Source organism: Gilliamella sp. CG13, from assembly GCF_046635805.1.
Lineage (GTDB): Bacteria > Pseudomonadota > Gammaproteobacteria > Enterobacterales > Orbaceae > Gilliamella > Gilliamella apicola_I.
Window position 1 is genome coordinate 732,053 of sequence record NZ_JBIDFM010000001.1, and the last position, 21,593, is coordinate 753,645.

Annotated in this window: 23 protein-coding genes and 1 tRNA gene; 14 read left to right on the plus strand and 10 right to left on the minus strand. The window is 33.7% G+C overall.

Features of this window, described 5'->3' with window-relative positions; genetic code table 11:
• The first annotated feature begins 3 nt into the window (after positions 1-3).
• From rsfS to ACGH6R_RS03355, 9 genes are all read left to right on the plus strand, one after another.
• A complete protein-coding gene (rsfS, locus tag ACGH6R_RS03315) occupies positions 4-321 on the plus strand; it encodes a ribosome silencing factor (RefSeq protein WP_220217275.1) in 318 nt (105 codons plus the stop codon).
• A gap of 4 nt (positions 322-325) precedes the next feature.
• The gene (rlmH, locus tag ACGH6R_RS03320; protein WP_267351570.1) at positions 326-796 is read left to right on the plus strand and encodes a 23S rRNA (pseudouridine(1915)-N(3))-methyltransferase RlmH; all 471 of its coding nucleotides are present in this window, start codon (positions 326-328) and stop codon (positions 794-796) included.
• 14 nt (positions 797-810) lie between these two features.
• Positions 811-1,275: an rRNA maturation RNase YbeY gene (gene ybeY, locus ACGH6R_RS03325; RefSeq protein WP_411598893.1), complete on the plus strand. Its 465-nt coding sequence runs from the start codon at positions 811-813 to the stop codon at positions 1,273-1,275.
• Between the two features lie 105 nt (positions 1,276-1,380).
• The gene (corC, locus tag ACGH6R_RS03330; protein ID WP_411598894.1) at positions 1,381-2,253 is read left to right on the plus strand and encodes a CNNM family magnesium/cobalt transport protein CorC; all 873 of its coding nucleotides are present in this window, start codon (positions 1,381-1,383) and stop codon (positions 2,251-2,253) included.
• Entirely contained in the window at positions 2,246-3,787 is a 1,542-nt protein-coding gene (gene lnt, locus ACGH6R_RS03335; protein WP_411598895.1) for an apolipoprotein N-acyltransferase, read from the plus strand. Before corC ends, lnt begins: the two co-directional genes overlap by 8 nt.
• Positions 3,788-4,012: 225 nt before the next feature.
• On the plus strand, positions 4,013-4,921 hold the full coding sequence (locus ACGH6R_RS03340; RefSeq protein WP_411598896.1) for a glutamate/aspartate ABC transporter substrate-binding protein: 909 nt from the start codon (positions 4,013-4,015) through the stop codon (positions 4,919-4,921).
• A 151-nt stretch (positions 4,922-5,072) separates the two neighbouring features.
• Positions 5,073-5,807 (plus strand): amino acid ABC transporter permease, encoded by a 735-nt coding sequence (locus ACGH6R_RS03345; RefSeq protein WP_411598897.1) that lies wholly within the window; start codon positions 5,073-5,075, stop codon positions 5,805-5,807.
• A gap of 1 nt (position 5,808) precedes the next feature.
• Positions 5,809-6,510: an ABC transporter permease subunit gene (locus ACGH6R_RS03350; RefSeq protein ID WP_411598898.1), complete on the plus strand. Its 702-nt coding sequence runs from the start codon at positions 5,809-5,811 to the stop codon at positions 6,508-6,510.
• Positions 6,507-7,232, plus strand: coding sequence for an amino acid ABC transporter ATP-binding protein (locus ACGH6R_RS03355; RefSeq protein WP_065559141.1), 726 nt, complete (start codon positions 6,507-6,509; stop codon positions 7,230-7,232). The genes ACGH6R_RS03350 and ACGH6R_RS03355 overlap by 4 nt, the downstream gene beginning before the upstream one ends.
• A 213-nt stretch (positions 7,233-7,445) precedes the next feature.
• On the opposite strand, the gene recD is transcribed toward ACGH6R_RS03355, so the two are convergent.
• The gene (gene recD, locus ACGH6R_RS03360) at positions 7,446-9,302 is read right to left on the minus strand and encodes an exodeoxyribonuclease V subunit alpha (protein ID WP_411598899.1); all 1,857 of its coding nucleotides are present in this window, start codon (positions 9,300-9,302) and stop codon (positions 7,446-7,448) included.
• A gap of 23 nt (positions 9,303-9,325) precedes the next feature.
• Positions 9,326-10,906, minus strand: a complete 1,581-nt coding sequence (locus ACGH6R_RS03365) for a DUF4139 domain-containing protein (protein WP_411598900.1) — start codon at positions 10,904-10,906, stop codon at positions 9,326-9,328.
• A 195-nt stretch (positions 10,907-11,101) separates the two neighbouring features.
• Between ACGH6R_RS03365 and nadR the strand changes: the two genes are divergently transcribed.
• Together nadR and pnuC are read left to right on the plus strand one after the other, a co-directional pair.
• Positions 11,102-12,337 carry a multifunctional transcriptional regulator/nicotinamide-nucleotide adenylyltransferase/ribosylnicotinamide kinase NadR gene (nadR, locus tag ACGH6R_RS03370; RefSeq protein ID WP_267378015.1) on the plus strand — a complete coding sequence of 412 codons (1,236 nt, stop codon included), beginning with the start codon at positions 11,102-11,104 and terminating at the stop codon, positions 12,335-12,337.
• A gap of 2 nt (positions 12,338-12,339) precedes the next feature.
• The gene (pnuC, locus tag ACGH6R_RS03375) at positions 12,340-13,035 is read left to right on the plus strand and encodes a nicotinamide riboside transporter PnuC (protein WP_267351585.1); all 696 of its coding nucleotides are present in this window, start codon (positions 12,340-12,342) and stop codon (positions 13,033-13,035) included.
• Between the two features lie 175 nt (positions 13,036-13,210).
• On the opposite strand, the gene ACGH6R_RS03380 is transcribed toward pnuC, so the two are convergent.
• The 6 genes from ACGH6R_RS03380 to ACGH6R_RS03405 are packed head-to-tail and all read right to left on the minus strand — an operon-like array spanning position 13,211 to position 16,723.
• Positions 13,211-13,837, minus strand: a complete 627-nt coding sequence (locus ACGH6R_RS03380) for a protein-L-isoaspartate(D-aspartate) O-methyltransferase (protein WP_267351587.1) — start codon at positions 13,835-13,837, stop codon at positions 13,211-13,213.
• 5 nt (positions 13,838-13,842) lie between these two features.
• The gene (truD, locus tag ACGH6R_RS03385; RefSeq protein WP_411598901.1) at positions 13,843-14,865 is read right to left on the minus strand and encodes a tRNA pseudouridine(13) synthase TruD; all 1,023 of its coding nucleotides are present in this window, start codon (positions 14,863-14,865) and stop codon (positions 13,843-13,845) included.
• A gap of 30 nt (positions 14,866-14,895) precedes the next feature.
• On the minus strand, positions 14,896-15,372 hold the full coding sequence (gene ispF, locus ACGH6R_RS03390) for a 2-C-methyl-D-erythritol 2,4-cyclodiphosphate synthase (protein WP_267359168.1): 477 nt from the start codon (positions 15,370-15,372) through the stop codon (positions 14,896-14,898).
• Positions 15,363-16,079, minus strand: a complete 717-nt coding sequence (gene ispD / locus ACGH6R_RS03395; RefSeq protein WP_267351590.1) for a 2-C-methyl-D-erythritol 4-phosphate cytidylyltransferase — start codon at positions 16,077-16,079, stop codon at positions 15,363-15,365. Before ispD ends, ispF begins: the two co-directional genes overlap by 10 nt.
• Positions 16,080-16,090: 11 nt before the next feature.
• Complete coding sequence (gene ftsB / locus ACGH6R_RS03400; RefSeq protein ID WP_267351592.1) at positions 16,091-16,384, minus strand: cell division protein FtsB; 294 nt, start codon at positions 16,382-16,384, stop codon at positions 16,091-16,093.
• A 21-nt stretch (positions 16,385-16,405) separates the two neighbouring features.
• A complete protein-coding gene (locus ACGH6R_RS03405; RefSeq protein ID WP_411598902.1) occupies positions 16,406-16,723 on the minus strand; it encodes a TusE/DsrC/DsvC family sulfur relay protein in 318 nt (105 codons plus the stop codon).
• A gap of 192 nt (positions 16,724-16,915) precedes the next feature.
• On the opposite strand from ACGH6R_RS03405, the gene ACGH6R_RS03410 reads away from it, so the two are divergent.
• Positions 16,916-17,003, plus strand: a tRNA-Ser gene (locus ACGH6R_RS03410).
• 66 nt (positions 17,004-17,069) lie between these two features.
• Here ACGH6R_RS03410 and ACGH6R_RS03415 read toward each other — a convergent pair.
• Both ACGH6R_RS03415 and ACGH6R_RS03420 read right to left on the minus strand, forming a co-directional pair.
• Complete coding sequence (locus ACGH6R_RS03415; protein ID WP_411598903.1) at positions 17,070-17,978, minus strand: LysR family transcriptional regulator; 909 nt, start codon at positions 17,976-17,978, stop codon at positions 17,070-17,072.
• Positions 17,979-17,992: 14 nt separating this feature from the next.
• Positions 17,993-18,883, minus strand: a complete 891-nt coding sequence (locus ACGH6R_RS03420) for a LysR family transcriptional regulator (RefSeq protein ID WP_411598904.1) — start codon at positions 18,881-18,883, stop codon at positions 17,993-17,995.
• Between the two features lie 337 nt (positions 18,884-19,220).
• Between ACGH6R_RS03420 and ACGH6R_RS03425 the strand changes: the two genes are divergently transcribed.
• Both ACGH6R_RS03425 and ACGH6R_RS03430 read left to right on the plus strand, forming a co-directional pair.
• Positions 19,221-20,126 (plus strand): DMT family transporter, encoded by a 906-nt coding sequence (locus ACGH6R_RS03425; protein ID WP_267377996.1) that lies wholly within the window; start codon positions 19,221-19,223, stop codon positions 20,124-20,126.
• Between the two features lie 705 nt (positions 20,127-20,831).
• Complete coding sequence (locus tag ACGH6R_RS03430) at positions 20,832-21,581, plus strand: AfsA-related hotdog domain-containing protein (RefSeq protein WP_411598905.1); 750 nt, start codon at positions 20,832-20,834, stop codon at positions 21,579-21,581.
• The last annotated feature ends 12 nt before the right edge of the window (positions 21,582-21,593 follow it).

Below are 21,593 nucleotides of genomic sequence, written 5' to 3' on the forward strand. Positions count from 1 at the left end.
TTTATTTTGCAACAGTCATTACAGGATTTCATTACAGATAAAATTGATGATTTAAAAGGCAAGGATATTGTTATTCTTGATGTGAAAGGTAAATCAAGTATTACTGATTACATGGTCATTTGTACGGGAACATCAAATCGCCACGTGTCTTCAATTGCAGGGCATTTAATTGATGAAGCCAAAAAACATGGATATCTGGTTTTAGGCAGTGAAGGACAAAATGATGCTGACTGGGTTGTTGTTGATATGGATTCTGTGATTGTGCACATCATGCAAGAAGAAAGTCGTCAACTTTACGAACTTGAAAAACTTTGGGGTTAATTAGGTGAAAATACAGCTCATCGCTGTTGGCACTAAAATGCCTAATTGGGTCACAACAGCTTTTGATGATTATCGCTTTCGTTTTCCGAAAGATATGCCTTTAGAATTAATCGAAATACCGGCAGGAAAACGTACTAAAAATGCCGATATCGTTCGTATTTTAGATAAAGAAGGCGAATCGATGCTTAGTGCTTGTGGCAAAGGTAACCGTATTGTCACGCTAGACATTCCCGGTAGACCTTATACTACTCATAATTTAGCCGAGCAATTGGAACGTTGGAAGACAGATGGACGTGATGTCAGTTTATTAATTGGTGGGCCTGAAGGACTTTCACCAGCTTGCAAAGCAGCAGCAGAACAAAGCTGGTCATTATCCCCCCTTACCTTACCTCATCCTCTTGTTCGAGTTATTGTGGCTGAAAGCCTGTATCGAGCCTGGAGTTTAACCACTAATCATCCTTATCATCGTGAATAATGACAGAGTTTATCATGAGTGAAATTATCTTAGATCTGCAAATAGCAACAACGCAAACTGATCGCCTTCCCACTGAACAACAAATCATGCAGTGGTTAAACGTTATTCTGCCTCAATTTATGGATCAAGCAGAAATAACGATTCGTATTGTTGATGAAGCTGAAAGCCAACAATTAAATCATACCTATCGACAAAAAAATAAACCGACCAATGTGTTATCTTTTCCTTTTGAGTCGCCAATTGATATTGAAGTGCCACTTTTAGGTGATCTCATTATTTGTAAACAAGTCGTCGAAAAAGAAGCACAAGAACAACATAAATTATTAATTTCGCATTGGGCTCACATGATAGTGCATGGCTGTTTGCATTTACTCGGTTATGATCATATTGTTGACGAAGAAGCGGAAGAAATGGAAAGTATCGAAATTGATATTATGAAACAGTTAGGATTTGATGATCCTTATCAACCCATTGACTAATTAAAACAAATCATTACACTATTCTCATTCAATTTATAATTCACATTAACTAAGCTGAGTATAAGAATAATTTACATCATGCAAAATAACTAAGGAATCAAGCAAATGAGTGATGATAATCACCGGAGCCCTAAAAAAGGGTTTACTTTATGGTTAAGTCAGTTATTCAATTCAGAGCCCAAAGATAAAGAAGAACTGATTGAAGTAATTCGTGAAGCCGAAGAAAACGAACTGATTGATCCTGATACTCTCGACATGATCGAAGGAGTAATGGATATTGCAGAACAGCGTGTTCGCGATATTATGATTCCTCGTTCTCAAATTGTAACAATTAAAGATAATTACACGCTTGATGAGTGTTTGAATATTATTTCTGAACATGGACACTCTCGTTATCCTGTCATAAGTGAAGATAGAGATCACATTGAAGGTATTTTGTTAGCTAAAGATCTTCTTATGTTTATTCGTCAAGGTGTGGATAATTTTGATCTGAAAAAAATTTTACGCCCTACTGTTGTTGTGCCAGAAAGCAAACGTGTTGATCATATGTTGAAAGAGTTTCGAATGGAACGCTATCATATGGCTATAGCTATCGATGAATTTGGTGGTGTTTCTGGCTTAGTCACCATTGAAGATATTTTAGAGTTGATTGTTGGTGATATCGAAGATGAATTTGATGAGATTGAAGATCGTGATATTCGTCGCTTATCCCCTCAAGTCTATACTGTTCGAGCACTAACACCTGTTGAAGACTTCAACGATGTTTTTAAAACCGATTTTAGTGATGAAGAAATGGATACCATTGGGGGGTTAGTCATGCAACATTTTGGACGTTTACCCTTACGAGGCGAAAGTATCACTATTGATGGTTATCAATTTAAAGTGACCATTGCCGATCGTCGACGGATCATTCAGCTTCATGTCACTATTCCTGAAGGGGCAACCGTTCCTAATCTAGAGTTACCTGAAAATGCTTAAACATCTGGCATTAGCTATAATTTTCGGGAGTATCGCTGTTTTCAGCTATGCTCCTTTTCATATTTGGCCTTTAGCATTTATATCCTTTGCAGGACTGTTATGGCTCATAGCTAATAAGTCTAAAAAGCAAGCGATGCTGATAGGGCTTTGCTGGGGAATCGGCTATTTTACAGCCGGTGTGCATTGGATTTATATTAGTATTAAACAGTACGGCGAATTGCCATCATCTGTGGCATTAATCATTTTAGGATTTTTGATCCTTTACCTGTCACTTTATCCAATGCTTTTTGCGCTATTACTTAGCTGCTTAAAACGATTTGCACCGCCGTTTTCATTGAAACAGCTAGTCTTTGCTGCTCCTATTTTTTGGCAATTAACTGAATTTTTACGTGGTTATATTTTAACTGGTTTTTCATGGCTTGAGTTAGGTTACAGTCAACTTGACAGCCCATTACGAGCTTATTTTCCCCTTATTGGTATAAATGGTGTAACATTATTAACCACCATTTTAAGTGGTTTAATAACATATTGTTTGTTTAGACTTAAACAAAAAGCTTTCACAAAGCACTTTTTTGGTGCATTAATTGCACTTTTTGCGTTCTCGATTGCACCATTTTTATTCAATCAGATTAATTGGACTAAGGTAGATAAACACCGAGTGGCTAATTTTGCGTTGATACAAGGTAATATAGCACAATCATTAAGGTGGACTCATCAACAACTAAATCAAACTATTGATACCTATACCAAATTAACCAAAGCAAATTTTGGAAAAGATAAAATCATTATCTGGTCAGAAGCCAGTATTACAGATTTTGAAATAAATCAACAATCATTATTGCAGTATCTTGATAACCAAGCCAGAGCAAATGAGACAGAAATCGCCGTTGGTATCATCGATTATCGTTTCAATGGAGGAAGATATGATGATGACGGTAATGTTTATAATACGCTACTGGTATTAGGTGATAAAACACCTTATGAATATCCAACCAATAATCGGTATCAAAAACACCACTTAGTGCCATTTGGTGAATTCACTCCATTGGAATCCGTACTTAAACCGATTACGAATCTATTGGGTATTCCCATGTCATCGATGCAATCAGGTGACATAAAGCAGGCCCCATTAATAATGAAAGGGTTTAAATTTACTACCGTGATTTGTTATGAAGTGATTTTGTCTGATTTAATATGGCAAAATTTTTCTGCTGATACTGACTTTTTACTGACCGTTTCTAATGATGCTTGGTTTGGTGACAGTATTGGGCCTAAGCAACATCTTCAAATGGCACAAGCCAGAGCATTAGAGTTTGGTCGTCCTTTGATAAGGAGTACCAATAATGGCATCACAGCCATTATCGATCATCATGGTAAAATCATCCAACAATTACCTCAATTTGAAACATCAGTGTTATCTCAAACCTTATCCCCTACAATCGGTTTAACACCTTATGCAAGATGGGGAAACAGACCTTATTTAATTATCATGCTTCTTATGACACTTCCTTTTTTTATAAAAAAAAGGAAGTGATGTTGAGACTGGCATAATTATTGCTTAAATCTAACTAATTCTGATTAAAATTACTTCGTTCAGTTGTGACAAAATTTTGGTCACAATTGTTCGCATCTAGCTCCAATGATATATAAATAAACAGTAAAAAGTACTTTTATAGTAAAAAATAAGTTATAATATACGCCCTTTGTAAAAATATTAAATATATTTAATATGATACAAATTAAACAGTAGGAGATGAGTATGAACATAAAAACAAAATTAACCAAATTAGCGTTATCATTTGCAATGTTAGGTCTAATAAGTGGTTCAGCAGTTGCTGAAGAACTGACTGGCACATTAGCCAAAATTAAAGATAGTGGTGTGATTGTTGTTGGTCATCGTGAATCTTCTATTCCATTTTCCTACTATGGTAAAAATCAAGAAGTTATTGGCTATTCACAAGATTACTCTAACTTGATTGTTGACGCCGTCAAAAAAGAGTTAAATATGCCTGATCTTAGAGTAAAATATTTACCGGTTACGTCTAAAACTCGTATACAATTACTAAAGAACTACACATATGATTTTGAATGTGGCTCAACAACCAATAATCTTGAGCGTCAAAAAACGGTTGGTTTTTCAAATACCATCTTTATTGTTGGCACGCGCTTTTTAGTTAAAGCAGATAGCAATATTAATAGTATTGAAGACCTTAAAGGTAAGAATGTTGTGACTACGGCAGGAACAACGTCAGAAATCCGTTTAAATCAAATCAACAATAAGGAAAAATTAAATATTCGTATTATTACACCAAAAGATCATGGTGATGCTTTTAATGCGCTTGAAACCGGTCGAGCAGCAGCATTTTTAATGGATGATGCTTTATTAGCAGGAGAGCGTTCTCGTGCCATTAATCCAAGTGAATGGAAAATTATTGGCGAACCACTTTCATATGAATCTTATGGTTGTATGTTAAGAAAAGGTGATGTCCAATTTAAGCAATTAATGGATAAAGCAATTGCTGATGCTCAAACATCCGGAAAAGCATTAGAATCATATAACAAATGGTTCACTCAACCTGTGCCACCAAAAGGGGCCAATATGGAACTTGAAATTTCACCAAAAATGGTTGAGTTATTTGCAAATCCTAATGATAAAGCATTAGATTAACACTTTTCTTCTCTTTCTAATCCCATGTACTAAATGTGAAAACATTTAGTACATAATCTAATTTATGTGAATTAAATATATTATGAGTTTTAATCGAATACTAGCTTTGGAACATTTTACAGCCTTTTGGAAACATCTTTGTGATTCCATAATGAGCTTTAATTGGATGCTATTTTTTGAACCGACACCTTATGGAGACGGTATTTACTTAAACTGGCTACTCGATGGCGTTTTTGTGACAGTTTCGTTAGCAATCACCGCATGGATCATTGCATTTATACTGGGATCATTAGTTGGTATTTGCCGAACATTAGACAACAAGCTGTTAAACAAGTTTGCTGCTTGCTATGTCCAGCTATTCCGTAATATTCCTTTATTGGTACAAATGTTTTTGTGGTATATGTTATTTCCTGAATTATTAAGTGGAAGTTTCAAAACATGGTTTGTTTCGGAACTATCCCCAAATATCAGTGCGTTTATTACCGCCGCAATTGCGTTGGGATTATTTACTTCTGCACGTATCGCTGAGCAGGTAAGAACAGGTATTCAAACATTGCCAAAAGGTCAACGATATGCGGCAATTGCTCTTGGTTTAACAAACAGACAAGCGTATTGTTATATTTTATTACCGAATGCTTATCGGCGCATAATTCCGCCATTAACTTCCGAGATGACCAATATTATTAAAAATTCATCCGTTGCTTCTACAATTGGGTTGATCGACTTAATTGGACAAATCGAACGTATCAATGATGCAACAAACTGTATTATTGAAGTGTTATGTGGCGTAACGCTTGCTTTCGTGTTGATAAACTATGCGGTTCTTTTTATTATGCGAAATGTTGAAAAACACATGCGCTTACCAAATATGAGTCAAGGAGGATAATATGCAGTTAATTAATTGGATTGCCGATATCCCTTCATTGGTCATCGAAAATTATCCATTATTATTAAGTGGATTATGGTTAACAACCAAAATTACTTTTATTGCCGTTGTTTTTGGTATAGTTTGGGGAACGGTACTGGCGTTAATGCGTCTATCAAATATTAAAATATTGAATGTTTTTGCCAAGTGCTATGTCAATTTATTCCGTTCCATTCCACTTTTATTAGTGCTGTTATGGTTCTATTTGGCACTACCACAGGTTATTAAACATTTGTTTAAACTTCCACCTGATGCAGACGTGCGTATTGCTTCGGCTATGATTGCTTTTGCGCTTTTTGAAGCCGCTTATTATTCTGAAATTATTCGAGCAGGAATTAGTGCTGTTGCTAAAGGTCAATATCATGCTGCTTATGCTTTAGGAATGACAAAAAGCCAATCCATGCGTTTGATTATTTTACCTCAAGCATTCAGATCAATGATTCCATTACTGTTAACTCAAGGAATTATTTTATTCCAGGATACGTCTTTGGTTTATGTAATGAGCTTAATTGACCTGTTTGGTGCAAGTGTCACTCAAATTGGTAGTGTGCAAGGCGGCACAGTCAAATATTCTATGATTATTTTTGCAGCAGCAATTTATTTTATAATTTGTTTTACTGCTTCATGTTTAGTTAATTATTTCAAAAAAGGGATAAGTCGATGATCTCCTTAGAAAATGTATCAAAATGGTATGGACAATTTCAGGTATTAAAAAACTGTACTACACGAGTTGGTAAAGGTGAAGTTGTCGTGGTTTGTGGTCCTTCTGGATCAGGTAAGTCAACGCTGATTAAAACGGTTAATGGTTTAGAGCCCGTACAAAAGGGTAAAATTATTATTGATGGCACTGAAGTGACCAGCAAATCAACTAATCTAGCAAAATTACGCTCTAAAGTCGGGATGGTGTTTCAGCATTTTGAACTGTTCCCACATTTAACGATTTTAAAGAATTTGACGTTAGCACAAATCAAAGTGTTAAAACGATCTGAAAAAGAAGCGCGTGAAAAAGCATTATCATTGTTAGATCGTGTTGGTTTACTTGCACATGCCAACAAATATCCTGCGCAACTTTCTGGCGGTCAACAACAGCGTGTTGCCATTGCACGTGCACTCTGTATGGATCCAATTGTCATGTTGTTTGACGAACCGACTTCAGCACTTGATCCTGAAATGGTTAATGAAGTGTTAGATGTCATGGTCGAACTAGCTTATGAAGGCATGACCATGATGGTGGTGACCCATGAAATGGGCTTTGCTCGAAAAGTGGCACATCGTGTTATCTTTATGGATGCTGGCGAGATTATTGAAGATACATCTAAAGAGCAATTCTTTAGTAACCCAGAATCAGATCGTGCTAAAGACTTTTTAGCAAAGATTATTCATTAATATTTAAAAACAAAAAAGCACTTGTTATTTCATCAAGTGCTTTTTTAATTTCTCTCTTTTTAAGCTGAGCAATACAGTCTTAAATTTTCAAACAAACAATGACTGATCCTTTTAAAGTGTAATTCTATTTATCTTTTTGATTTCCATTAAGAAGATTGTAAATGGCTCAAAGTTATTATATTAGATCATTTCAAACAAATAATATACTTGGCGTTATTTTTTATTACTTCCTTTAATTTGCTGCGCTAAACCACTTTCACGATGTATTTGGTTTTTTACCGATAACGCTAAAATTTTACTTTCAGCATAAATCGCTACCGTTCTTTTCGCTCGAGTAATCGCCGTATAAAGTAAAGAACGATTCAACAATGGTGAATAATCAGTAGGTAAAATAATATTTACATGATCGAACTCCGATCCTTGCGATTTATGAATCGTCATTGCATAGGCGGTTTCATGTTCTGGCAATCGATAAGGTGAAAAACCTTTAATTGATCCATCCGAAAAAGGAAAATAGACCCGTAATTTTGACTTATCATGTTCAGCGGTGAGCGTAATACCAATATCACCATTATACAATCCCAAAGCGGTACTGTTTCGTAAAATCATAATCGGTCGACCGATGTACCAGCCGTCCTTATGCTTTGGCTGTATTAATTTCTTCTTAATTAATAACGCTTCAATTTGCTTATTTAAACCTTGTACACCAAATAAACCATCCCTGACAGCACACAATAAACGATATTGTGAAAATTTTTCTAGAATTAAAGCTATATCATTATTGCCATGGTGCACTATCGCATCTAAATAATGCTGATAATGTTTTACACTATCGTGTAATAAAGCTTGATAAGATGATTTTGATGACAAAGGATGATAATTAATGTCATCCAATATTTCATCGCCTAATAACTGGCTAACTTTACTGTCATATCCTTCTTTTACTGCATTAGCTAATAGTCCAATCCCAGAAGATTCATTAAATCGGTAACTCTTTTTTAACAGACAAATACTATCGGTAATAGAAGCGACACTGGGTATAGAAGGAACGACATATCCGGTTAATTGGCTCAGTTCTGATGCTCTTGACTCACTATATCCATTCTCAATAAAATGACAAAGATCACCAAATACAGCACCCGCTTCAACTGATGAGAGCTGATCTTTATCACCTAATAATATTAAACGCGCTGATGGCGGTAATGCCTCGATCACTCTCGCCATCATATTTAAATCAACCATAGATGCTTCATCAATGACTAATACATCTAAATTGAGTGGATTTTTTTTATGATAGGTAAATGATCGGTTATCCGCTTTTGCACCTAATAATCGATGTAAGGTTATTGCTTCTGTTTTATTATTTAAAGATTCAAAAGGAAGCTTATTTAAGGCTTGGCTTAGTGATTCAGTCAGTCTTGAGGCCGCTTTACCTGTGGGTGCTGTCGTGACAATTCGAGCGGTAGGTTGTGTTTGTAAAATGGCGGCTAAAATTTTGGCAACTGTTGTGGTTTTCCCTGTCCCAGGCCCCCCTGAAATGATCGCAACTTTACGTGTTAATGCCACCGCAACAGCGACTTTTTGCCAATCTATTTCGGTGTGATGTTCGGTAAACAATTGATCAAGTATGGTGTTGAAATTATCGCTGCTATCTGTTTTTTCATTAAATGTTGTATGATTAAAATAGTATGCAACATTTTTTTCATCTAACCACATTCGTTGAAAATAGAGTTTGTTGTTAATAAAGATTAGTGGCGTTAGCGTAAGTCCATCACTCACAACCTGATTATTTTGAGCTTGTTTGAGTGTATGTTTCCAATCAACATCTTGAGGGGATTCTAAATCTAACCATAATTTAGGATCAATGGATGACTGATTTAATAAAGTAAGATCAAGGCAAACATGCCCTAATCTTACCTCTTTACTTAGTGATAGCACCATATAACTAAAGCGTTTAAGTGTGAGATCATCATTTAATTTTGCTTTATGACTTAAAAATGCAGCCAAATGAATGTCAAGTAAACTAATTTGACTGTCTTGTTTAAATTGGTTTAACCACTCGTTTACCATGCGTAGTTTCTGTTTTAACTGATTTATAATCCAATTATATCGTCAACATCATCTTTTGAATAAGATAATTTAAAACTTAAATTAAGATTTTTACTTTCGTTTGGATTTAAGTTAAATTTCCACGTAAGCTTACCTGTATCTTTGTCATAGTCCGCATTACCATATTTAACATCATCCAGTGATATGGCTTTATTTAAGATTACCGGTAACTGATCATAAACAATAATATCTATCGGTAATGATTTACTGTTTTTTACATCAATGGTATAAGCATATTTTTGTGAAATATTATTACCAAAGAAAGAAGGTTTAGATGTTTCATTCACATTGCGATTACGATTGATCAAAATATTTTTATCACGTCCTAAAGCGATGTCGAGAGTATCTTTAATATATTTGGTATCGATAAAACTTTCGCCAATATAACTACCATTGAAAAAAACTGTCAATTTTCCTGGTAAAAGATTGAGTCTATCCCAATCTGTTATTTGTGCCTGTAAATAGACATAGTTATTGATTTTTGGTGTTGCAACGTAATGATAATTTGCTACAACCTCTCTGTTTTGTAAGATCAGGATATTATCATTAGTATTTGATTTGATAGTATAGGGTAAGATAACTTCAAAGATAGTACTTATACCTAAAGTGTTAATCGTTGCATTATTTACAGTATTTGTATGACTCAATGACATCATATCATCTCTATCTTCTAACAATGGATAACCAATACCTAGCCTGTAATCACCCATATCGGGATTACTGGTTTTTATATACCAAGGAGATAAATTAGGGGCTGTTATTCCTTCGCTAGGATTTGAGGTGGATAATTTAAAATCAATGTTTTTCCAATCTAAACCGCTGTTTTGATGAATTTCAGCTTTATAAGTTAATTGTACTGGGGAATTAATATCATCAACACGTACATCATAAGTGGGATTCCAACTTGCTTCATTGGTAACATAAGATAAAGTAATCGGTAACGTGATATCTTGATCTGAGTACACTTTAACATCAATTGCATTCGTTAAGTTTTTTGTTGTTCTTGCTAACTTTTCAAATTCTTCCTGACATTGTTCGATTTGTTGTTCAAGTTGTTGGACTTCTTTTTCTAATGTGTATTGTTCGCTCAATGCAGACACTAAATTGGCTTTAATAAAATCCAATATATTTTTCATTCCGTTTACATTATCATTAGTCACTTTAGTGAGTTGATCTAAATGGTTTCCTTGTAAAAGGTTGATTTGCTCAGATACAGCTTTTAATTGAATTGCAGTAATATCATATTTTTCCTGCAATTGCTGTAACTTTTCAAGTAATGGTTTGGTATCATGATTTTGTTCATCATTATCAACATAGTTCTTATTTAATGAAGTCGACAATACTTTTACGTTGTTATTATTAAATCCAATACTTATCGAATTTGCTTTTGCCCCATTGGCAATACCTGTTAAAACAATTGCATTTTCACCCTTTTTTAATGAAACTATCGACTGACCTTGTAATTCAGCACCTTTTAGAAACAACGTTACTTTATTGAGTATCACGTCATTAGCGGCTAATACGTTGCTTGATATTAACGCACTTAATAATAATAATTTTTTCATTGTTTTTCCTTTGTTTATAATAAATTTAGATTTTTCATTTAATTGAACTATTCCCGAGGACATGACTATTTTGTCTTAATTAATAAAAAAATCTAATATTTTTTGATATTATTTTTTTGTTTAATATATTGAACATTTCATAAAATTAATATAAATTATGTTACAGATATAAAACACAAAAAGAGAGGTGTTGCTATGAGTAATTTTAGCTATCTAAAACAGGCAATTAAGCGAAAAAATTTATCCCTACAAACCGTTGCCGATGCTTGTAAAATGACCAAAGGTTATTTAAGTCAACTTATCAATGATAAGGTTAAAAATCCTAGCGCACAAAAATTACAATCCCTTCATCACTATTTACAAATAGAGGAATCGACGATAAATAAAAAAGTCGGTGTTATATTTGGTAAATTTTACCCTTTACATACTGGTCATATTCATTTAATTCAACGGGCGATTAGTCAAGTCGATGAACTTTATGTTGTGCTCTGTTCAGATACTATTCGTGATATGGCACTGTTTGAACAAAGTGCAATGTCTCGCCAACCAACAATCAATGATCGTATTCGTTGGTTACTGCAAACGTTTAAGTATCAAAAAAATATCCATATTGAATTATTAAAAGAAGATGGAATTCCTGCGTATCCAAACGGTTGGCTTGAGTGGAGTGATCGTGTCAAAAAACTATTTAGAGAAAAAGGCATAAAACCCAATTGTGTCTACTCGAGTGAACCTCAAGATGTCGCTATGTATAAAGATTTATTCGATTTAGAAACAGTACTTATCGATCCAGAACGGAAATTTATGCAAGTCAGTGGGACTCAAATCCGTCAAGCACCGCTGCAAAATTGGCAATATATTCCGACTGAAGTAAGACCATTTTTTGTTAGAACCGTTGCTATTTTAGGCGGAGAATCCAGTGGAAAATCAACACTGGTTAATAAACTCGCCAATGTATTCAATACGACTAGTGCATGGGAATATGGTCGTGATTATGTATTTTCACAGCTTGGGGGGGATGAACGTGCTTTACAGTATGCTGATTACGATAAAATCGCATTAGGTCACGCACAATATATTGATTTCGCAATAAAGCATGCCAATAAGGTCTCTTTTATTGACACTGATTTTGTCACCACTCAAGCTTTTTGTAAAAAATATGAAGGTAAAGAACACCCTTTCCTACAGGCGATGATCAACAACTATCGTTTTGATTTAGTGATATTGTTAGGTAATAACACACCATGGGTTGCTGACGGACTACGTTCACTAGGCAGTCCAAAACAACGTAAAGATTTTCAACAATTACTTATCTCAATTCTTGAAAAAAATAATATCAAATATATTCCAATTGATTCGCCTGATTACGAAGAACGCTATTTACGTTGTATTGAATTGGTTAATCAACTTATTAATGATAAAGAGTATTAATTATGAATAAATTAAGTCATCTTGCTATATTTATTGGACGTAATAAATTTTACCCTCTATTTTGTGTACTTTGTGTTACGTTAGCCTTTTTATATACTGATCCTTTTACCCATTTGAATTTACGTTATTTTGTCTCTTATGTTGGTGCTTTTTGTGGGCTACTATGTGTTATTTTATTGGCTAAACGCAAAAATATGGGAAATGTTATCGGTATGCTGGCAGTGGTTGCTGAATGTTATGCCAACTACTTGGGTAACAATATTGGTGCAGGCTTGCCAACTTTCTACTATTTTGGATCGCATATTGTTGGGTTAATCACTTGGGAAAAAAATCAAGACTCACATAAAAATGTTAAAGTGCGTTCGTTGAGTGAAAATGCTTTTCTATATACCCTGATTTTTTTAATCGCAGCAGTATTTTTCAACGTCTACTTAACCAACGCAATTGGTGTTGAAAATACCGTTTATCAATTAATTACAAACTGTTTTATCTTCGGATTAGGCGTTGTAGCTCAACTACTATTAATGATGCGTTATTCATTCAATTGGTATTTATGGGTGATATTAAATGTGTTAGTAATTGGGTTAAATATATATACAAATAATATCGTAATCGCAACGCAATACTTAATCTACCTGTTCAATGCCATTTACGGGATTTGTGAATGGAAACAATCTGAATCAAAACAAACGACCTAACATATTGTTTATCATTAGCAGATTGTTGTTAAATGGATAATTTAATAAGCAAAAAATAGAAAATAATAAACTTATTTTCTATTTTTTTGACTAGCAATGAGATAAACCTAAATTGATATTTTAATTTTTGAAGTTAACCTATCGAAATATTGGCATTAACATAAATAAACAGCCATTATTCAATTTCACCTTTTACCAAAGGTACAAATTTTACTTCGCCCATATTTTTCGTTATATAACTATCGCCACTACGCTCAATTAATTGTAAAACTTGATGGTTTACTCCTACGGGTATCACTAATCGACCTTTATCTGCTAATTGTTTAACAAGATTAATTGGTACTTCAGAAGCGGCTGCGGTAACAATAATCCCATCAAAGGGACCACGCTCTGGCCACCCTAACCAACCATTACTATGTCGAGTAGCAATATTGTGAATGTCGAGTTGTTTTAAACGACGTTTAGTATTCCATTGTAAACTTTTGATTCTCTCGATCGAACAAACGTGATCAACTAACTTTGCCAAAATCGCCGTTTGATAACCTGAACCCGTCCCTATTTCAAGAACTTTTGAATCGGGTTCAAGCTTTAACAATTCAGTCATTCGGGCAACGATATAAGGTTGTGATATAGTCTGTCCACTACCAATGGGCAAAGAACGATCATCATAAGCTTGATGAGAAAGGGCTTCATCAATAAAATGCTCTCGAGGTGTTGAGGCTATCGCGGCTAATACACGTTCATCTTTGATTCCTTGCTGACGCAATAATTGAATTAGAGACTGCATTTTTAAACTTTGCATGTTAGTTACTCATTTCCTGTAATCAATTCTCGTATTACACTTGTTGCATAACAACCTGATGTTAAATAGAAGTTAATCTCAATACTATTATCATTTATCCATTGCCAATTAAGTTGCTGAGGACGCAATAATATCGAACGTCTTGAGGTTTCAAGACGCTCTTTTTTAAATAATTCAGTAAATAGTGACCAGTTGACTAAACATTTTTGCTCAAATTCAAGTGAGCAAGATTGAGTACCAAGTTGAGAATCCCCTATCATTGGCGCAGTAATATTAACTTCCCCGTTTAACAACCGAGATTGTAACAATGAAAGGTCATTTGATTGCGCAACAAACCAACTTCCTCGTTGGGCTAATTGCAAAATATCACCTTCTAAAACGGTTTGATGCAGACCTTGTTCGATACGTTTACTAACAACATCATTAAAAATCGCACTTCGTGCTGCCGAAAGATAAAAACTTCTTTTTTTACGATCTTTAACGGTAATTTCACCATTAGCCCATTTTAATGCTTGAATTATATTATTATCATCTCGACCAAAGCGCTGTTCGCCAAAATAATTGGGTACGCCATGTTGCTCAATGGAAGCTAATTTTGATTCAAGTTCAATAGTATCACTTAAGTTAGTGAGTTTTATATTAAAATAATTACCTTTTAACGCACCTATTTTTAATTTTTTATTATGCCTTGTAACCTTTAGAATTTGACAGCCTGCCAAATCAAAATCAGTAAAATCAGGTGATTCCTTTCCTGGCATATGTAAACTGAACCATTGCCGAGTCACTGCATGTCGATCTTTAAGCCCTGCATAGCTCACCAATTTTGGCGAAATACCGACATATTTAGCTAACTGTTCAGCAACAAAAATAGTATTACAATCTTTTTTTTCAAGATAAACTAAAACATGTTCACCTTCGCCGGTTAATTCAAAACCAAGATCTTCTGTTACCACAAAGTCTTCATATTGTTGCTTGTATTGTCCCGTTGTTTTCGGCTTTCCATATAAAAAATTAAGTTCTGCTAACACGTGTAATGCCTATTAAGTAAATGAATCAATTTAACGTTTTTGAGAGAGTAATACTACCGCTTCACATGCAATACCTTCTTTGCGCCCAGTAAAACCTAGTTGTTCAGTCGTGGTGGCTTTAACACTGATTTGATCAAAATGAACATTGAGATCTTCAGCAATATTAACTCGCATCTGATCAACATGAGGACGCATTTTGGGTTCTTGTGCAATAATAGTGGTATCTAAATTGACCAACTGGTAACCTTTTGCTTGAACAATGCCATAGACCTCTTTGAGTAATATTCGACTATCAATACCTTTATATTTAGAATCAGTATCAGGAAAAAGTTTTCCAATATCGCCTAGTGCTAATGCGCCAATTAGCGCATCAGTAATCGCATGTAACACAACATCACCATCAGAGTGTGCAACCAAACCATATTGATAGGGTATTTTTACACCAGCTAAGGTGATGGGCCCTTCCCCTCCAAATTTATGAACATCAAATCCGTGCCCTATTCGCATAAATCACCTTTTTGCATTTGGTTAGTTAAAAAAAATGAGGCCAGAGCTAAATCTTCTGGATGTGTAATTTTTATATTATCCCGACGGCACTCAACTAATAGAGGATGTCCACCAGCATATTCAATCGCTGAGGCTTCATCAGTAATTGGCACATGATTATTTAAAGCAAGTTGTAAACAAGACTTCAACTCACCAACCTTAAATAGTTGAGGCGTTGCAGCCCCCCACAAATACGTACGATCTTCTGAAGATTCGATAACGTTGTCATTGGTCTGGTAAGCTCGTTTGACAGTATCACTGATACGCGTTGCTAAAATAGCACCCTGTTGTGTTTCAACCACGGTGTTTATCAAACGATTTATATCATTATGATCAACACAAGGTCTGGCTGCATCATGCACTAAAGCCCATTGTTCATCATTTAAAACCTGTAGCCCAGCTAAGACTGAATCAGCACGAGTTGAACCACCTTTGACAACATGAATTCGAGGATGAGTTGCAATAGGTAGAGTTGCAAAAAGATGATCTTTAGCATGGATAGCAACAATAATCTTGCCTATTCGTGGATGAGATAGTAACTTTTGTAATGTATGTTCTAAAATGGTCATTGAACCAATTTTAAGATACTGTTTAGGCGTTTGGCTATTCATTCGGCTACCAATCCCAGCTGCCGGAACGATTGCAATAATATTACTCGTGTTGTTCACATAATGCCTTATTATTGATGAGAATTTGAGTCGATAATGATTCGGTAAAAATATTCATTAGGCTTAACCATGCCTAAATGGCTACGTGCTCGCTCTTCTATAGCTTCTGAACCACGTTGCAAATCATTAATCTCGGCAAACATCTGTTCATTACGGACTTTAAGTTTATTGTTTTGTTCATGCAAGCTTGCAAGCATTTGCACATTTTCTTGATAATCATAGACATTATTTTTTCCAAACCATAAAGAGTATTGCAGATAACCAAGTAACACCAGCAATATTAATACTATTTTCCATTGCCTCATACGTTTAATTTTACCTTTAATCTAGATACATTTTACTGGTTTAGGTAATCCAGCCAATTTCGTTGCTTGTTTTGCTGGTCCTTTTGGGAATAATTTATATAAGTAACGGCTATTGCTTTTTTCTGGTCCAAATTTTTTTTCTAATGCTTTGACTAATGCTCGAATCGCAGGTGACGTTTTATATTCCAAATAGAAATCACGAACAAACAAGATAACATCCCAGTGCGCCTGAGTTAATTCGATCGATTCTTGTAACGCCAGTTCTGGCACAAGTTCAACAGACCAATCCTGCCAATTTTTTAAATAACCGTTATCATCTGTTTTTATCTGTTCTAACATTTTTTTAGTACGCTGTTTTATTTTCTGGATATTATACTCAATTATATGCAATCCAACACTAATTTTGATGTTTAAAGTCACAGTATGGAGCCAATAATGCTTAAAATTGACGAAAATTAAAGCAAACAAGCTTTTTTTCAAAAATAGCTATTTACAAATAAGTCCGACTCCTTTAATATTCACAGCCATTGCGGAAGTGTGGCTGAGCGGTTGAAAGCACCGGTCTTGAAAACCGGCGAGGGGCGACCCTCCCAGAGTTCGAATCTCTGCGCTTCCGCCATCTTCTTCAAAGAATCAACGTTTCCATATTCATTGGAATTCAGGTCTAAATCGATTTTTCTAACTTTTATTCTGATTTTTTAAAATAATTAATTATTGCATCAGTGGTGGAATTTTTTCTTAAATTTTTTCGCCAAATAAGAAAAATATCGATTTTTAATTTTAAATCTTGACTCCTAATTAACTTTTTATATGCAACACCCTCCACTTTCGCTTGTGTCATTGACTGAGGCAAAAGCATCATACCTTTACCTAAAGATACTTCAAGTAACATTGATAAATTATCTTGTAGTTTTGCACGCCGTACAATAGGAAGCTTGAGCGTTTTGAATACTCGTTCACACTGCTCATAAAAAACTGGGTTCAAGTATTGTTTAAACCAAAAGAGTGGTAAATCAGTTACATCATTAAGATTTACTCTTTCTTGCTTACTACATGGATGACTATTAGGTAAAACTAAAATCATAGGCTCTTTATAGACTAATTGCGAGTTTTCGTTGATATCTCTTATTTGATAATCAGAAACAAAAGCAAAATCGATATTTTCTTTTTGTAATTCTAATAAAAGTTCCTTAGATGTATAGTTGTGTTTGTAAATCTCGATTTCTTCACTAAAATCCGACAAAAATAATTTAAAATAAGGAATAAAGTCAAAACAAAGAGTTTTAGTTGCCCCAAGCACTACTTTTTTTACCTCCCGCGATTTGAACGATTTGGTTATTGAACAAAGCTCATTTAATAATAATGTTATTTTGGATTTGAGATCTTCTCCTTCTCTAGTTAAAACCACATTATGAGAATTTCTCAAAAAAAGGGTGACTTTTAACTTTTCTTCTAAATCTCTGATTTGAATTGAAAGCGGTGGTTGGCTTACGCCTAGCTTTTCAGCCGCTCCTCTAAAACTACGTTCTTCACAAACTGCTACGAAATACTGTAACTGCTTTATAGTAGGTAACCTTTTACTATAAATATCCACTATGCCTTAAACCTCTATATATTTAAATCCACATAATTCTCAATATGTTCTTTGAAAATTCTTACTCTATTAGGCATGTAATTTCTATCCTTAAATATTAAATAAATAGGTCTAGTGCTGCCAATCCATTCTGGTAATATTTGTACCAACTCCCCCTTTAATATACTATTTTTGACAAACTGAGAAGGGACAAAGCAAATCCCCATTCCTTCTTTTGCAGCCTCAATGATCAGTTCCGTATCATCCATGACTAAACATGGAATTGACCTCACTTCATAATATTCATGTTTATTTTTATTGGTCAATGACCAACTTAAATTATGACTAATATTGATTAAATTTTTATCCAATAAATGAAATGGATGAACGCAACCACCCATTCGTTTCAAATATTCTTTAGAGGTACACAATATATTTTTGGATAATAAAATTCTTTTTGCTACCCAATTGCTATCGGTTAGATTTCCTACTCGGATAGCAAGATCAATATTCAAATCAGCCAAATCGACAACTTTATTAGTTGCCATTAAATCTATTTTTATATCCGGGTATTTTTTCATAAAAGAAAAAATACACTTACCAAACCATTGATGTGTTAGGCTTATTGGTGCTGTTATTTTAATTGTGCCCGATAATTTTTTATAATAATCATTTAAATTTTCAGCTGTTTCGACAAACTCCTCTACTAAGTTGGTAAATTTAGCAATATACATTTGTCCCAATGTAGTCAGCGTTATTTTTCTACTGCTTCTGAACATCAAGAGACCACCAATAGCTTTTTCTAACTCAGTTAAGCGCCTACTGATTGTCGGAGATGGTATTGAAAGCTTAGTTGACGCTTTAACGATACTACCTTCTTTAATTACATTAACAAATATGAATAAGTCATCGATTGATAATTTCATTTTTGAAATTTAATGTTGTAATTTTGATCATTGTACTATAAATGAATTATCAATAAAATGATATACAATTTATTTGATTTATTAATAATTTTTTGATTTTAAAGATAAAAAACAATTTATGAGCTAATTTATTTCTTAAAAAGGAAAGTAAAACTTATCATCAAATTATTAACAATGTTTTATCACAAGGGCCTAAAGTTTTTGCTAGTTAAGATTACAAACATTATTAAAAAACTGCATTAAAAAAGGAAATTTAAGATGTATTAATTAATTGCTACCAATAAATTGTTAATGCCTTCAATAGTTTAGATAATTTTTCAAAAATAAGAGAAACAAAATGAAAAACAATAAGTTAGCTTTTTTACTTGTCACTTTATCTGCCTTTTTTTGGGGTTCTAATTTTAATGCGGGCTCGATTGTTGTGGCATCTGTCACCCCTCTTACAGCTGCATCTGAACGTTTTATTATCGCCGCTATTGCCATTTTTATTTTTATGCTTATTAAAGATAAAAATAATATCATTGCATTTAAATCAAATTGGAAACCGTATACTCTTCTTGGTTTATGTGGTATCACCGGATTCAATTTGGCTTTCTTTATAGGATTACAAACAACATCTCCGATTAATGGTGCACTTATCATGGCAACGTCACCTATCACAACAACGTTAATTGCGTCAATTGTTGATAAATATCGAGTGTTATGGTCACAAGTAATTGGCATGTTAATAAGTTTGGTTGGTGTGATTTTTGTTATAAGTAATGGCGATATTAATAATATTATCAAGTTGCATTTTAACCGTGGTGATTTAATCATTTTATTGGGTAATTTAGCCTGGGCAATCTATACTGTCGGATGTCGTAAATTTATCAGCAACTCAACACCACTACAAACCACAAGTTTTACCATGTTAATAGGTACAGTAGGCATTGTTCTATTTACAATATTTCAGGGTAATTTAGTGAATGCAATCATTAATATTTCATTGTGTCATCACTTAATACTTATTTACATGGGAATAATTGGTTCAGTACTGGCTTATTTATTTTGGAACGTCGGTATAAAAAATCTTGGTGCGGCAAAAACGTCTGTATTTTTCAATTTAGTCCCCGTTTTTACTCTATTATTGGCTTTTATAAATGGCTTGATACCAACTGCTTTACAGTTAATCGGTGCTTTCATGGTGATTGGTGGCGTTATAGGTGCAACAGGTGCGTATAAAACTGTTATGAAAAAGGATTAATCAAAACGATGTAATAAATATATTCACAAACTGATTTAATAGTGTGGCAACTGACCACATTATTGAACAAATATCTTTATTAGCGAGTTTTGTCATGGCAATTCAGAGTATCACAATACAATAATATGGCGATAACAGATTAATCATAATAAAACTCAATACCCATCTTTTTAGATCAGACAAATGGAATTTAGTTATTCAAATCCTTGCGTCAATATCAAAACACACTCTCTTGAATGATTTGTGTATAACACACTGCCTTTCATTCTAAATTTCTAACCATCATCACGAAATCATATTAAGAAAAACATTTAATTGTCAATTAAATCATCAAGTTAAAGTTTAATAATTCCAATCAAATTCAATCGACTTAACACAGAAAATATTCTCTTTGATATCAATTTCATATCACAAAATAAGTATTTTTGTATTTTGTTATTTCCATTTAGTCTTTACATACTTGTACAACTAATGATCACTTTTGTATGCCAATAAATAAAGGAAATAAAATATGCCATATCTATATTTATTAATAAATCGTTATCCTGTGAAAAAGAAATAAAAAAGGAAATTCATGAATTTGTTTTTAAAAAAGCAAAATATCTTATCAGTAATAAAAGTTTCTATAAAAAAGGACTTTGCACAAAAATCTATTAAAATTTTCTTTCCAATAGATTTATACTATTAATTAAAAGGAGAATCATTTTGAATAAATTGGTCGTTGTTGGTGATAAATTCAATGAATTTGCAAAACTTGATGGAACGATTACGTTAAGCCAACTTGCCATAATGGCACAAATGCCTGCAAAAGTTTTTAACAATAAAAAACATTTATTCCCTGGATTAGGGTGTAAAAATGATGAAGTAAGAAAATTTAACATTAGCAACAATAGCCCTGAACATTTGGATTTGAATTCATTATTTTCATTTTATGGTAATAATTTTGCACCGAATATTTATACTCATCAACACAACACTTATAACGTGCTAATCGGTCAAGCAAAAAAATTGGATCAATCTAATTTCGAATTACCTTTTATTCTTGATGAAAGAAATATGCTTATGGGTGATCATCAAACTGGTAGTCATGTACAGGGAATGATTATCACTGAAGCTTTCAGACAAACTTTCATTGCAATAACAGAAGAATTTTTTCTCGCAAATGAAAATAAAAAAGACACCTATTTTGTCATCAATGAAATGAATGTCAATTTTGAAAACTTTTTATTTCCTTTACCTGCCATTATTCATTTCGAACTTCTCGACATAGACCAAAATGATTATCGGTCTAAACTGAAAGCAAAAGTAACGCTTAAACAGGCAGATAAAATTTGCGCCACAATGTTGACCAGTTACGTGGTATATCCAGCGAAAGAACTTTTAGAAAGAGAATCAAAGTTAGCTCAAGATACTTTGGATCTATATTTGACTGAATATAAAAGTTTTATGGCATAGAATAAGGAAAGC